The organism is Pontibacter burrus (genome assembly GCF_010686685.1).
In the GTDB taxonomy this organism is placed as follows: Bacteria; Bacteroidota; Bacteroidia; order Cytophagales; family Hymenobacteraceae; genus Pontibacter; species Pontibacter burrus.
On sequence record NZ_JAAGWD010000010.1, the window covers coordinates 62,100 to 76,083 of the forward strand.

Annotated in this window: 12 protein-coding genes and 1 riboswitch; of the genes, 6 read left to right on the plus strand and 6 right to left on the minus strand. The window is 47.2% G+C overall.

Annotated features, from left to right (window positions below; all coding sequences use genetic code 11):
• Window positions 1-16: 16 nt before the first annotated feature.
• Window positions 17-265, minus strand: a complete 249-nt coding sequence (locus tag GXP69_RS17585) for a hypothetical protein (RefSeq protein WP_163916717.1) — start codon at window positions 263-265, stop codon at window positions 17-19.
• A 236-nt stretch (window positions 266-501) separates the two neighbouring features.
• Window positions 502-598, plus strand: a riboswitch (TPP riboswitch).
• Window positions 599-659: 61 nt separating this feature from the next.
• On the opposite strand from GXP69_RS17585, the gene GXP69_RS17590 reads away from it, so the two are divergent.
• The gene (locus GXP69_RS17590; RefSeq protein ID WP_163916719.1) at window positions 660-3,122 is read left to right on the plus strand and encodes a TonB-dependent receptor; all 2,463 of its coding nucleotides are present in this window, start codon (window positions 660-662) and stop codon (window positions 3,120-3,122) included.
• A gap of 380 nt (window positions 3,123-3,502) precedes the next feature.
• On the plus strand, window positions 3,503-4,681 hold the full coding sequence (locus tag GXP69_RS17595; protein ID WP_163916721.1) for an acyl-CoA dehydrogenase family protein: 1,179 nt from the start codon (window positions 3,503-3,505) through the stop codon (window positions 4,679-4,681).
• 334 nt (window positions 4,682-5,015) lie between these two features.
• Here the strand turns inward: GXP69_RS17595 and GXP69_RS17600 are convergent, their stop codons facing one another.
• Window positions 5,016-5,531: a phospholipase D-like domain-containing protein gene (locus GXP69_RS17600; RefSeq protein ID WP_163916723.1), complete on the minus strand. Its 516-nt coding sequence runs from the start codon at window positions 5,529-5,531 to the stop codon at window positions 5,016-5,018.
• A 213-nt stretch (window positions 5,532-5,744) separates the two neighbouring features.
• Between GXP69_RS17600 and ruvB the strand changes: the two genes are divergently transcribed.
• Window positions 5,745-6,788: a Holliday junction branch migration DNA helicase RuvB gene (ruvB, locus tag GXP69_RS17605; protein ID WP_163916725.1), complete on the plus strand. Its 1,044-nt coding sequence runs from the start codon at window positions 5,745-5,747 to the stop codon at window positions 6,786-6,788.
• Between the two features lie 121 nt (window positions 6,789-6,909).
• Here the strand turns inward: ruvB and GXP69_RS17610 are convergent, their stop codons facing one another.
• A complete protein-coding gene (locus tag GXP69_RS17610) occupies window positions 6,910-7,347 on the minus strand; it encodes a RidA family protein (RefSeq protein WP_163916727.1) in 438 nt (145 codons plus the stop codon).
• Window positions 7,348-7,575: 228 nt separating this feature from the next.
• Here GXP69_RS17610 and queG point away from each other — a divergent pair, with 228 nt between their 5' ends.
• The 3 genes from queG to aroC all read left to right on the plus strand — a co-directional run bounded on the left by queG (window position 7,576) and on the right by aroC (window position 11,435).
• Window positions 7,576-8,556 carry a tRNA epoxyqueuosine(34) reductase QueG gene (gene queG / locus GXP69_RS17615; RefSeq protein ID WP_163916729.1) on the plus strand — a complete coding sequence of 327 codons (981 nt, stop codon included), beginning with the start codon at window positions 7,576-7,578 and terminating at the stop codon, window positions 8,554-8,556.
• Window positions 8,557-8,910: 354 nt separating this feature from the next.
• Window positions 8,911-10,359, plus strand: coding sequence for a BatD family protein (locus GXP69_RS17620; protein WP_163916731.1), 1,449 nt, complete (start codon window positions 8,911-8,913; stop codon window positions 10,357-10,359).
• Window positions 10,356-11,435, plus strand: coding sequence for a chorismate synthase (gene aroC, locus GXP69_RS17625; RefSeq protein WP_163916732.1), 1,080 nt, complete (start codon window positions 10,356-10,358; stop codon window positions 11,433-11,435). The genes GXP69_RS17620 and aroC overlap by 4 nt, the downstream gene beginning before the upstream one ends.
• A 1-nt stretch (window position 11,436) precedes the next feature.
• Here the strand turns inward: aroC and GXP69_RS17630 are convergent, their stop codons facing one another.
• From GXP69_RS17630 to GXP69_RS17640, 3 genes are all read right to left on the minus strand, one after another.
• Window positions 11,437-12,114, minus strand: a complete 678-nt coding sequence (locus GXP69_RS17630) for an ATP-binding cassette domain-containing protein (protein ID WP_163916734.1) — start codon at window positions 12,112-12,114, stop codon at window positions 11,437-11,439.
• On the minus strand, window positions 12,107-12,424 hold the full coding sequence (locus GXP69_RS17635) for a hypothetical protein (RefSeq protein WP_163916736.1): 318 nt from the start codon (window positions 12,422-12,424) through the stop codon (window positions 12,107-12,109). The genes GXP69_RS17630 and GXP69_RS17635 overlap by 8 nt, the downstream gene beginning before the upstream one ends.
• Before the next feature lie 97 nt (window positions 12,425-12,521).
• Window positions 12,522-13,913, minus strand: coding sequence for a sodium:proton antiporter (locus GXP69_RS17640; RefSeq protein ID WP_163916738.1), 1,392 nt, complete (start codon window positions 13,911-13,913; stop codon window positions 12,522-12,524).
• Window positions 13,914-13,984: the final 71 nt, after the last annotated feature.

Genomic DNA, 13,984 nt, shown 5'->3' on the forward strand with positions numbered 1-13,984 from the left:
GTTTTAAAGCATGTCGTTATTGCAAAGAAGGCTCAGGCAGCTTTGGCATTCTGATCCTTCTGAAATCATAATCCGGTTCAAAGTCGTTTATAGGAAGCGAGATTCCGGGTGGCAGGTCCAAATCTGGCAGACCATCGCCAAGCGGCTCGCCTCCGTCATCGTCGTTATCGGTTGATGGCGGGTGATTGAACTTGGTGCGTGGCGAAAAGGCATAATATGCCAGTATAGTGAGCAATGCTAATGTATATAGTAAGCTGATCATCATCACGTTCTCTACTTAAATTGTTGTCAGTTCAGCCGGCATATCTTCTTGATCTGGCTATACTTAGGAGCAACTGCAGGAAAATGTGCCTGTTCCTTTTAAAACGTACTTTGTGTTGCAGGGTTTGACTATATACTAAAAAAATTATCTGAATTCCTTAAAATATTATATTATAGATATATAGTTGCCTTTATTTAACCCCGGAACGGCTTTTTATATCCGGAATAAAGGCCTACATTTGCCGGTAGTAGGGGTGCCTTATAATAACGGGCTGAGATCATACCCATTGAACCTGTACGGGTAATGCCGTCGTAGGGAAACAAAAGGGAAACACAAAAAAAGCAGGATGCTAACCCCTGGCAGATCTGTATGTGTAACTTTATCTTTTTAACAACTAATGAAAAATTTCTTGTTTGCACTGGCAGTGTGCTTATTGCCATTGCAACTGCTTGCGCAGTTTAAGCTGAGCGGGCGTGTTACCGATGCTGCTACAGGCAAAGCCCTGCCTGGCGCAACCATTCTCCTTCAGCATACCAACACAGGTACAACTACCAGCGCCGATGGCGTTTTTGAATTCCCGAACCTGGCTGCAGGCAACTATACGCTTAAAGTAAGTTTCTTAGGTTTTGAGCAGAAAACAGCAACAGTAAACCTGCAACAGAACGAGCATCTGCAACTCAGCCTTCGTGCGCAGGCCATGCAGGCCAACGAAATAATTGTACAGGCCATCCGTGCCGACGAAAAGACCGGAACCACCTACACCAACGTAAGCAAAGCCGAAATAGAAGAGCGTAACTTTGGACAGGACCTGCCTTACCTGCTGGAAAATACACCTGCTGTTGTGGTAAACTCCGATGCCGGCGCTGGCGTGGGCTATACAGGCATTCGCATCCGGGGTTCTGACATTACCCGCATCAACGTAACTATAAACGGCATTCCGGTAAACGATTCGGAGAGCCACGGTACCTTTTTCGTGAACATGCCTGACTTTGCCTCGTCGGTAGAAGACATTCAGATACAGCGTGGCGTGGGTACCTCTACTAACGGAGCCGGTGCCTTTGGTGCCAGTATAAACATACAAACACAGCACGTACGGCCAGAGCCTTACGCCGAAACCAGCCACAGCTACGGCTCTTTTGATACCTGGAAGAACAACCTGCGCTTCGGAACCGGGCTTATAAACGGCAAGTTTGCATTCGATGGACGTTTATCTCAAATTAAGTCAGATGGCTACATAGATCGTGCATTCTCTGATCTGAAATCACTATACTTTTCAGGTGGCTACTACGGCGATAAAACCATGCTGAAATTTGTGACCTTCTCAGGCAAGGAGAAAACCTACCAGGCCTGGGATGGCGTGCCCGAAGAACTGCTCGAAACAAACCGCACGTACAATGGCATCGGAAGTTATACTGACGAGAACGGGAATGAGCGTTTTTACGACAACGAAACAGATAATTACCAGCAAGACCACTACCAACTGCACTTTGCACAAGACCTGCTGCCGCGCCTGAACCTGGGCGGGGCACTGCACCTGACCCGTGGGCGTGGCTATTACGAGCAATACAAAGAGAACCGTAAGCTCAGCAACTATGGCTTGGCACCGGTAATTATAGGCGACGAAACGATAACACGCTCTGACCTGATTCAGCAGAAGTGGCTTGATAACTATTTTTATGGTGTAACCTATGCCCTGAACTATAGCTCCGAAGACAGTAAGCTGAACACTACGCTTGGCGGCGCCTGGAACAAGTACGACGGGGACCACTTTGGCGAAGTGATCTGGGCCAGGTATGCCTCTACAGGCGAGATCCGCCATCGCTATTACTATAACAAAGCGCTCAAAACCGACTTCAATATTTTTGGTAAAGCAAATTACCAGGTTACAGAAAAGCTCGGTCTGTTTGGCGATCTTCAGTACCGAACTATAAACTATGAGCTTGATGGCGTAGATGATGATAACCGTGATGTAACCCAGCAGGCAGACTATCATTTCCTGAACCCGAAAGCTGGTATTACTTACCGAATATCTGATAAGCAGACGGTGTATGCGTCTTATGCAGTAGGTAACCGCGAACCAACACGCTCCGACTTTACTGATACACCTGTAAACACGGTAGCCGAGGTGGCAAAACCGAAGCACGAAACACTTTATAACCTGGAAGTCGGCTACAAAGCCCAGGGCATAACCAAGCTGTTAGGTCAAAACGCAAACTATAGCTTAGATGCCACTTACTACTACATGGATTATGACAACCAACTGGTGCCAACCGGTCAGCTGAACGATGTAGGAGCAGCACTCAGGACCAACATTAAAGACAGTTACCGTACTGGTATAGAGTTGGCAGGAGCTCTTAATCTGAACGATAAAGTGGAAGTGAGCAGCACTGTGGCGCTGAGTAAAAACAGGATCCGCAACTTTACCGAGTACCTGTACACCTACGATGCCGACTATAACGTGGAAGCAATAACAGAGGTACACCACAAGTCTACGGATATAGCGTTCTCGCCTTCAGTTGTTACGTCTCATAAGTTGGAAGTGCAGCCGTTAAGAGGCTTTAAAACAACCCTGCTTTACAGAACGGTTGGCAAGCAGTATCTGGACAACACCAGCAGCAACGACCGTAAAATAGACGCTTACCAGGTGCTGGACCTGCGCCTGCGCTATACCATAAAACCATCCTTCATGAAGGAGCTGGAGTTTGCCCTGCTGGTAAATAACCTGCTTAATAAAGAGTATGTGGCCAACGGCTATACCTGGACCGAGCAATACACCGGCGACCCAACCCGCTACGACTATAAATACTACTATCCACAGGCAACAAGAAACTTCCTGTTCTCTGTCGGGATGAAGTTTTAAACTATAGTTTATAGTTTGCACGAAGAAGCCCTGCCAGTAATGGCGGGGCTTTTTTATTTGTCTGGATCAGGATTTACAGGATTATAGAATGAACAGGATTCTGAAGGACTAATGAACTATAGTTCAGGCGAGTTTCCAGACTTGAACTATAGTTGCAAAACAAAGCTAATCCTGATTCAAACCTATAGTTTCATAACGGAGACGCAAGGTATTGCGCCTCTACATTACATTCCGATAAATCCTTTTAATCTCTGTTAACCCCGTTTCAGGCAACTATTCATCCTGTTCATCCTATAATCCTGTAAAACCTGATTCAGACAATTCGTTTAAAATTTTATCTTTGCGTATTACCCTTTCTTACAAACCCTTAAAACAAAACTATGGCTTACGAATCATCAGGTGCGCCTGACTACTATAACATCGACGACCTGCTTACCGAAGAGCACCTGCTCATCCGCCAGACCATGCGCGATTTCGTGAAACGCGAGATTTCGCCTTATATTGAAAAATGGGCGCAGGATGCACATTTTCCTTCCGAGATTGTGAAGAAGTTTGGTGATGTAGGTGCTTTCGGCCCAACGATACCAACCGAGTATGGCGGCGGTGGTCTGGACTATATCAGCTATGGCATTATTATGCAGGAGATCGAGCGCGGCGATTCTGGTATGCGCTCTACGGCGTCGGTGCAGGGCTCGCTGGTAATGTACCCGATCTATAAGTATGGTTCTGAAGAGCAGCGCAAAAAGTACCTGCCAAAGCTGGCAAGCGGCGAGTGGCTGGGTTGCTTCGGCTTAACCGAACCTGACTTCGGCTCTAACCCGGGGGGTATGGTTACCAATATCAAAGACATGGGCGACCATTACCTACTCAACGGTTCTAAAATGTGGATCTCCAACTCTCCGGAATGCCAGATAGCCGTAGTTTGGGCCAAGAACGAAGAAGGCCGCATAAAAGGACTTATAGTGGAGCGCGGCATGGAAGGCTTTACCACACCGGAAATCCACAACAAATGGAGCCTGCGCGCCAGCTGTACCGGCGAACTGGTGTTTGACAACGTGAAAGTACCGAAAGAGAACCTGCTGCCAAATGTGGATGGTCTGCGCGGCCCGCTGGGCTGCCTTGATTCTGCCCGTTACGGTATTTCGTGGGGTGCACTTGGTGCTGCTATCGATTGTTATGAGTCGGCCCTGAAGTATAGCAAAGAGCGTATCCAGTTCGATAAACCGATCGGAGGTTTCCAGTTAACGCAGAAAAAACTGGCCGAAATGCTGACCGAGATAACCAAAGCACAGCTCATGGTATGGCGTTTAGGAACCCTGATGAACGAAGGAAAAGCTACAACCCAGCAGATATCCATGGCAAAACGCAACAGTGTGGATATGGCCCTGCACATTGCCCGCGAAGCACGCCAGATACATGGTGGCATGGGTATTACCGGCGAATACCCGATCATGCGCCACATGATGAACCTGGAATCTGTGATCACTTACGAAGGTACCCACGACATTCACCTACTGATAACAGGTGCTGACATTACGGGTATACAAGCGTTTAAATAAGATCCCACCCAAGACTCCCTAAAACAGGGGATAGGGCTAAACTATAGGAAGGCAGCTGCGGAAGTAGCTGCCTTTTTGTTTGCCTGAACCGGAGCTTAATGGAGATTAGATTGATTAGCTGGATTCGTAGCAATACTTTGCGTCTAGGCTATACAACTATAGTTTGGGCATCTGGCCTTTTCATGGTCGGGAACAATTCCCCTCCTCGGAGGGGAATTGTTCTGCTCTAGGAACTGGATTTAACTATAGCTTCATTTTCCTGACTTCGGCTGATACCATCCTTCCCATTAATCCGTCAAATCCCCATTAACTCCGGTCCAGACAATCCTGTAAATTACTCATCTGACTCACCATATTGCCGGTACTCATCTCTGAGTTTTCCTCCCGGGCTGTATTTCATCATACTTTCCCAAAGCCTGTCGAACTCACGGCTATAGTCCTGTACAATGCTCAGGTTATCGGTGATCAGGATATTTTCGTGGTTGAACATGGCGGCGCTTCTGGTCCAGTTGTAGCTGCCGGTTAGCACACTTGTTTCATCGAAAATGGCAAACTTGTGGTGCATGTGGCTGCGCGTCTTGTCAATCCGTACATCCAGACCCTTAGCTGCCAGTTCTCTTATATCCGAGCCGACATCGTGCAGCTTTTTATTATCCGTTATGATCTTTATGCTTACGCCACGCTGGTGTGCCCGAACTATAGCTTCCGAAATGCGGTCGTCGCTGATCGTGAATACACATATTTTCATGGTCTTTTCCGCATCGTCGATGGCTAGGATAATAGCGTTCAGACAATCCTCACCGGGGCTGAAGAAGGCATGGCTGGTAATTTTCTGCTGACTTGGGCGCATGTATTTCTTATTTTAGAGCACTGAAAGGTACGCTTGCTAGCTTAGTTTATGTAAGAAACTGATAATTTGCTAATTGTATTAGATTTGTGGTGATAAACTATAAAATATTTAGCAAAAATACGTAAATTAGTAGGCATAAATGGAGCTAAAGCAGTTCCCGGGGTGTTACCTTTAAGTACTGCAAAAGCTTGTTTTAAAGTAGAAGATAGAAGAATGAGAGAAGATTATCTCACTGGCGAAAAAGAGCACATGACGCCAGCTGAACGCGACATAGATAAGGCCCTCCGTCCGCTTAGTTTTGCCGATTTTACTGGTCAGGCTAAAGTAGTGGAGAACCTGAAGATATTTGTGCAGGCTGCCCGCCGTCGTGGCGAGGCGCTGGACCACGTATTGCTTCACGGACCTCCGGGACTGGGTAAAACCACGCTTTCGCATATTATTGCTTCGGAGCTGGATGCAGGTATAAAAATGACTTCGGGCCCGGTGCTGGACAAGCCAAGCGATCTGGCCGGACTGCTGACCAACCTCGACCCGAACGATGTGCTGTTCATCGACGAGATACACCGCCTCAACCCGATTGTGGAAGAGTACCTGTATTCGGCCATGGAAGACTATAAGATCGACATCATGCTCGATTCTGGTCCGAATGCGCGCTCTGTGCAAATTAGTTTGAATCCCTTTACCCTTATTGGTGCTACCACACGTTCCGGTTTGCTTACAGCGCCGCTTCGTGCCCGTTTCAGTATCAACAGCCGTCTGGAATATTACGATGCCGAGTTGCTTACCTCGATTGTAAAACGCTCATCAGCATTACTGGGTGCGCCTATCCACGAAGATGCTGCTTTCGAGATTGCCCGCCGCAGCCGTGGTACACCGCGTATTGCCAACAACCTGCTGCGCCGTACCCGCGACTTTGCCCAGGTAAAAGGCGACGGAACTATAGATGTGGAAATTGCCAAGTTTGCGCTGCATGCCCTGGATGTAGACCACAACGGTCTGGATGACATGGATAAACGCATTCTTTCCTGCATCATCGACAAATACAAAGGTGGTCCGGTTGGTATATCAACTATAGCTACTGCCTGTGGCGAAGAAGCAGAAACGATTGAGGAAGTATACGAGCCCTTCCTGATTCAGGAAGGGTATATTAAGCGTACCGCCCGCGGCCGTGAAGCTACTGAAGCAGCCTACAGGCACTTAGGCAAAGTTCCGCCACAACAGGTGCAGACAAATACGCTTTTCGATCAGGCAGAGTAAGCAACTATAGCTTAAACAATAAAACAAAAAGAGCAGGCCATTTGGTCTGCTCTTTTTGTTTGCCTGAACTATAGCCTATAGTTCACATGCTTCTGTAAGGCTCTATAATTTTGCGAGGCGGCTATTCTGTTTTCTTTATCTCCGCGATCAGTTCTACCTCCAGTACCGATTCACTGTCCAGCAACCTGGCAACTTCTACCCAGGTGGCAGCAGGGTTGTGGGTGCCATAGTATTTCTTCCGGATGTCGCGGTGTTTCTTTATGGCTTCAATGTCTTTGGTGTATAGGTTCTCTTTCACTACATGTGTAAAATCAAGGTTGTATTTCTTTAGCGTCAGCTCCAGCGTTTTGTAAACGCGTTCCATGGCTTTGTCCATGTCGCCGTTGCCTACGGTGCCCGATATATAAAGCATGTTGCCGCTACGGTAGGCTTGAGCGTAATTCCATTCTTTTTCGCCGGGGTGCAGATGGAAGACTTTACCATTCTTTTCCGTGGTACCCTGCGCAAAAGCTCCCATCCCAAAGCACAGGAAGGCAAGCAGTGTAAATAGTTTTTTCATAGTTATAGATTTAGGTTTTATGTCTGAAAGTTAAGAAGATAAGGTGAATCCAGAGTCAGCTTTAGCATACTTTAACTAAATAATTTACAAGTTCTGGAATGGGATTGGGGTATCTGAAGAATCCTGTTAAATCAGATTAATCCCTTTTAAGCACTGGCCGGATTTATTTTAGTTTAATTTTGTTGATCAAACTATAGCTGCCAAACTATAGGCAGGCTAAACTATAACTTGAACAAAGCGCAACAAACATATCTGATCAAGCAGAAGGCACAGGAACTGGGCTTCATGTATTGCGGTATCTCGAAGGCTGATTTCCTGGAGGAGGAAGCACCTCGCCTGGAGAACTGGCTAAAGCAGAACATGCACGGGCAGATGCACTACATGGAGAACCATTTCGACAAGCGCCTGGACCCTCGGCTTTTAGTTGATGGGGCGAAGTCTGTGGTGTCGTTGCTGCTCAATTATTACCCTGCCAAAGAAACACAGCAACCCGACGAGGACACACTTAAAATATCAAAATACGCCTACGGTACCGATTACCATTTCGTGATAAAGGACAAGCTGAAAACGCTCCTGACCTACATAAACGAAACGATTGGCGAGGTGGGCGGCCGTTGCTTTGTAGATTCTGCGCCGGTGCTGGACAAGGCCTGGGCCAAAAAATGCGGCCTGGGCTGGGTAGGCAAAAACTCAAACCTGATAACGCCCCAGGTAGGCAGCTTTTACTTTATAGCCGAACTGATCATAGACCTGGAACTGGAGTATGATGGCCCGATAAAGGATTACTGCGGAAGCTGCACCAAGTGCCTGGACGCCTGTCCTACAGATGCTATAGTTGCGCCTTACGTGGTAGATGGCAGCAAATGTATATCCTACTTCACCATTGAATTGAAAGATCAGCTGCCGCAGGAAATGAACGGCAAATTCGGCAACTGGGTATTTGGCTGCGACATTTGCCAGGATGTGTGCCCCTGGAACCGTTTCAGCAAACCGCACAACGAGCCAGACTTTGCCCCGCATCCCGATTTAAAGCACATGAAAACGACCGACTGGCAGGAGCTGACGCATGAAGTATTTGCACAGCTCTTCAAGAAATCGGCGGTAAAGCGCACGGGCTATAATGGGCTGTTGCGCAACATTAACTTTGTAGAAAAAGGCCAGGAGCACTGGCCCGATCCTATGGCTGAAGCCTCGCAAAAACGCGGTTAATAATAAGCAGGTATCTGCTGGAGAACTGGTCGTAACACCATTGTTTTAGTTGCAACAGCTCATCTGCTACAAGAAATTTAAAGGATTTTCTGAGCTCCTTCTCAAACAGCATTTTGTCGAAGCTAACCTTCAGCAAAATGGTTTTTACATATTCCAACATGTCAGTAAAGTAATAGAATCAAGTTCTGTTTTCAGTTACGCATGTAACGCGTAAAAGTGCTGTTTTATATTGTAAATTGGGTTAAAGAAGTGCCATTTAAAGTAAAACACCTGAAATGAAGGTTTGTTTGACCGAAAGAGCTGCCGGAAATTACTAAATTTGCTAACAGGCTATTCTTTCATAGCCAGCAAACTATGCGTTTCATTATCCTGACTATCGTGTTTCTGTTGTTATTGCCCGGCATGCTGCTGGCGCAACAGATCAGCATTGAGTTAGGTAAAAGCCCGCTCCCGATCAACCAGTACTATACCATTGGCATCCGGTTGCAGGACCAGCAGCTAAAAGAATATAGCCCTTTCCCCGAGATTGAAGGGTTTAAGAAAAGCAGCAAATATTCCTCTACCGAAACTATAATTACGGGCGGAACAACCACCAAAATACTAACGGTTTACCAGAACTATGCGCCGCTGCAGGAAGGTGAATTTGTGTTGAAGCCTTTCAGTATGAAGGTGAACGGGCAGATGGTGCAGTCGGAAGGTACAACTATAGTTGTGCGCCCAATGGCTGCGGCAACACCCGGCACTAACCTGCCCGACCTGGTAACACCAGGTGAAGAACCGGAAGCCGTGCTGGACGGACAACCAGAGTTTATCGAAAAAGATGACTATGCTTTCCTGACACTTTATACCAGCAAAAATGAGGTTTATGTGGGCGAAGGATTTACAGTAGCATTATACTTTTACCTTGCCGCCGAAGACCAGCAGTTACTGGAGTTCTATGACTTTGCTAACCAGATAACCGGCATACTTCGCCAGATAAAACAGCCTAATGTGTGGGAAGAGTCGTTTGATTTTTCGGAGATAACGCCTGAAAATGTACTGGTAAACGACAAGCCATACCTGCGGTTTAAACTATACGAAGCCGTTTTATACCCTATTAACCAGGAGCCTATATTTTTCCCGCAATTATCGTTGCGGATGCTGAAGTATAAAGTGGCTAAACAGCCCAACCTGTTAAATGCGGAGCGCCAGGAAGGGTATAAAACGTACTTTGCTCGCCCACGTGAGGTAAAGGTAAAGCAGCTACCACCTCACCCTCTCCGCGATGTAGTGCCGGTTGGTACCTATAGTCTGAACGAGCAGCTCTCGCGCAGATCGGTAGAAGTGAACAGAAGCTTCTCTTACCTGTTTCAGGTGGTGGGTGAAGGCAACATGGCAGCTATTATGCCACCCGTGCCCAATGCATCTCCTGGGCTGGAGTTTTACCCGCCTGATATGCGGCAGGATGTAACCCGGCGTGCGGGCAGAGCATCCGGCTCAAAAAGCTTTACCTATACCGTGCTGCCGCGTAGTCCCGGCCAATATAAACTGCAGGATGCCCTGCAACTGATTTACTTTGACCCTGTAACAGCCCGGTACGATACCCTGCGCCCATCGCTTGCCGTAACTATAACCGGAACCCGAGATACCGATGCCCTCGTGCTTTCACGTGATCTGGGGCCATTTTACAAGATCATCGAGAATGAAGATAACAGCCTGGTTAGCCTGCACCAATTCGACGAGATCAGGAGATACACTAACATTATATTGGTTGTGCTGCTGGCGGTATCGGGCTTTGTGTTTATTAAACGAAGAAAACTATGAGCAATACATATGGTAGCCTGTTCAGGATAACAACTTTTGGCGAATCGCACGGACCTGCCGTTGGTGTGGTGCTGGATGGTTGCCCTGCAGGATTAGAGATAACTACCGACGAAATACAGGCAGCCTTAGACCGTCGCAGGCCAGGGCAGTCGGATATTACAACACCGCGAAGCGAAGAAGATAAGGTAACAATACTTTCGGGTGTGTTTGAAGGTGTTACAACCGGCACGCCTATTACGCTGGTTGTAAACAACAAAGATCAGCATAGCCATGACTATAGCCACATTCAGCATGCTTTCCGCCCATCGCACGCCGATTATACTTATACCGCCAAATACGGTACCCGCGATTACCGTGGCGGTGGCCGCAGTTCGGCCCGCGAAACAGTAGCCCGTGTAGCAGCAGGCGCCATTGCCACTAAGCTGCTGAAGGAACAGGGGATATCAGTAAACAGCTACGTGTCGCAAGTGGGTACTATAAAGCTGCGCAAGCACTATTCTAAGCTCGACTTTAAAAAGATAGATGCCAACAAAGTGCGCTGCCCTGATGGTAAAATAGCAGCCCGTATGATTGGTGTTATAGAAGATGCCCGTAACAGCCTGGATACAATTGGCGGTGTGGTGAGCTGCGTGATACAAGGTGTGCCTGCCGGTTTGGGAGAACCTGTGTTTGATAAGCTGCATGCCGAGCTGGGCAAGGCTATGTTAAGCATAAATGCAGTAAAAGGTTTTGAATACGGCAGTGGTTTTGAAGGCGTAAAGCTGCGTGGCTCACAGCACAACGACGAGTTTTATACCGATGAGGATGGCAGCATCAAGACCAGAACAAACCACTCTGGCGGCATACAGGGCGGTATCAGCAACGGGCAGGATATTTACTTTAATGTAGCGTTTAAGCCGGTTGCCACCATTCTGCAGCCCCAAACAACTATAAACGATGCCGGTGAAGAAATAACGCTGCAGGGCAAGGGCCGCCACGACCCATGCGTTCTGCCGCGCGCTGTGCCTATAGTTGATGCCATGGCTGCATTGGTACTGGCGGATTTCGTACTTCGCCGGAAAGCCAACAAACTATAGTTTAACTAAATGCGCTAGCCGGAACATAGCCGTATTCCACTAATTCTTCAGGGTTGTTTATTGATCGGCAGGCGCCATCTGTAAGCAGTACAACCCTGTCGCTGATGCGAACTACCGTACTATAGTTGTGGTCGGTAATAATGAAGCCTTTTGTACTCAGGTGTTCTTCCAGCAGTTCCAGTATCCGGTCTGTGTAGATGGGCTCTATACCTGAAAAGGGTTCATCGAGCAGTAGGAACTTCACATCCTTTTGCAGTAGCAACAGCAACTCAAAATAGCGCAGTTCACCCTTCGATAGCTCATCCGGAAATTTATTCAGGTGTGGCTTTGTACGTTCATGCTCTTGTATAGCTTTCCGCTTATCCGGTTCCTGAAAGTATAGTTCAATAATTTTGTGCAGGCGCAGGTTATCTGGCAGGAAACTATGTTGCGGTAAGTAGGCCACCAGGTTACGGTGTTTATAGGGCGCCTGATATGCGGTCCCGTTCACCCTGATGTGTTTGTTGGCCGTAGGCTGGGTGCCGAAAATGATTCTGAGCAGCGTGCTTTTCCCACTGCCATTCCGGCCGAGCAAGCCTACAATTTCACCGGTTTCGCAGCTCAGGTAAATATCTGTCAGCAGCTGCCGGTTTGCTATGTTATAGATTATGCTGTCGGCTTCCAGTTTGTGCTCAGGCATACAGGCATAGTTTAAAACAGAATAACAGCACCGCCAGCATTGCATTAAGCAGGAAAGCACTAACTATAAGCTCCTGTTTGCTGATGCCCATGTTATGATAGAAGTAATACTGTTGGCCATAGCGTTGCCCGTAAAAATAAACCGATAGCACAAAGCTACCCGTCAGCAGGCTTAAGCTGAAACCATTGATCAGGCCAATCATACCTTTTGCTGAAATAGCCATGCTGACCACACTTACCAACAGCGAAAAGGGCAGATTAAAAGCCAGCAGCCTCCGGTGGTAGTGCAGGTAAAGTTTCAGCTTTTGCATAGTGGTGTATATAGCTGAAGTTAATTATAATATGCCTGAAACAAAAACGCCGCTGCTGTTAGATCAGAAGCGGCGTTTTTTATAGTTAAGCTATAGTTTAGAATAAGCGTAAGTGCACTACCAGGTACCATACAATAAGCAGGATTGGCAGCAGGAACGGGATAGAGTAACGGAATACATATCCGAAGAAAGATGGCATTTTAATACCAGCGCTCTCAGCTATGGCTTTCACCATAAAGTTAGGCCCGTTGCCAATGTAGGTAAATGCACCAAATAATACAGAAGCCAGCGAGATAGCCTCTAACTGGATTAGTGTTTCTCTTCCGGCAGCTGATGTTCCTTCAGCAAACATTTTTACATCCGTTACACTAGCCTGCGAAAGGTCGAACTTAGCCATTGCCAGCGACAGGAAGTTGGCATAAGTAGGCGCATTATCCAGGAAGCCTGAAAGCGAACCGGTTGCCCAATACAGCGTATTTGGTGTAATATATTGCGCATAAGCCGGAGAAGACGCGATCTCAGCAGATAGTTGCAGGGCTGGCATCATGGTAAAGAAGATACCAAAGAACAGGAATACTACTTCCAGGATAGGGTGGAAGTTGAAGTGGTTACCTGCCAGTGCTGTCTTGTTCGAAAAGCGGTAGGCCAGGAACGCTGCAGAAAGCTGAATGATCTCACGCAGGAAAGATATCTTGGCCCCATCGTAGTAAATGTGCGGCAGACCATCGATCACGTTCGGATCCAGACCTACGGCGCCAACTATAATTGCCAGCCAGATCAGGTTGCGCTTGCCTGCGAAGTGGAATTCAGTTTTAGCATCGTTTTTGGCTACTACGGCTGGGTCGGGTGTAAATTCGGTTTCTTTATTGCGGCGATCTACAAAATAGAACAGTAAGCAAAGCAGTGCAATGGAAATCATCCACGGAATAAACAGGTGCTGCATTGTCCAGAAGAACGGAACGCCTTTGATAAAGCCAATAAACAGTGGCGGATCGCCAAGCGGAGTTAAAAGACCGCCCGCGTTACTAACTATAAATATGAAGAAGATGATCTGGTATGCTTTGATGCGGTGGTTATTGAGCCTGATAAACGGGCGGATAAGCAGAAGCGAAGCACCTGTAGTACCAATAACGTTTGCCAGCACGGCACCTATAGCTACCAATGCTACGTTCATGATAGGGGTAGCCCGGGCATTAACATTAAGGTAAATACCTCCTGCCGCAATATAAAGTGAGCTAAGCAGGGCGGCAAACGTAAAATATTCTGCTAAAGTGTGTATCGGCATGTGAACATCCTGTAATACAAACAGGTAGTAAGCCAATACTGTAAGGCCAAGAATAACGGCTACTTTCTTATAGTTGTTCTCCCAGAAGTGACCGAAAAAAATAGGGCCGGCCGCGATCATGCCGATCAAAAGAAGGAATGGGATAATAAGAAACCCTGGCGGAGAATGCAGGTTCTGAGCCAGCAGAATAAAATTAGTCAACATAAGTATAGGTATATTGTGTTGGTTAGTTCTAAACAAAGATAGTTTTTCTGGCCTTATACACCATTTTATAG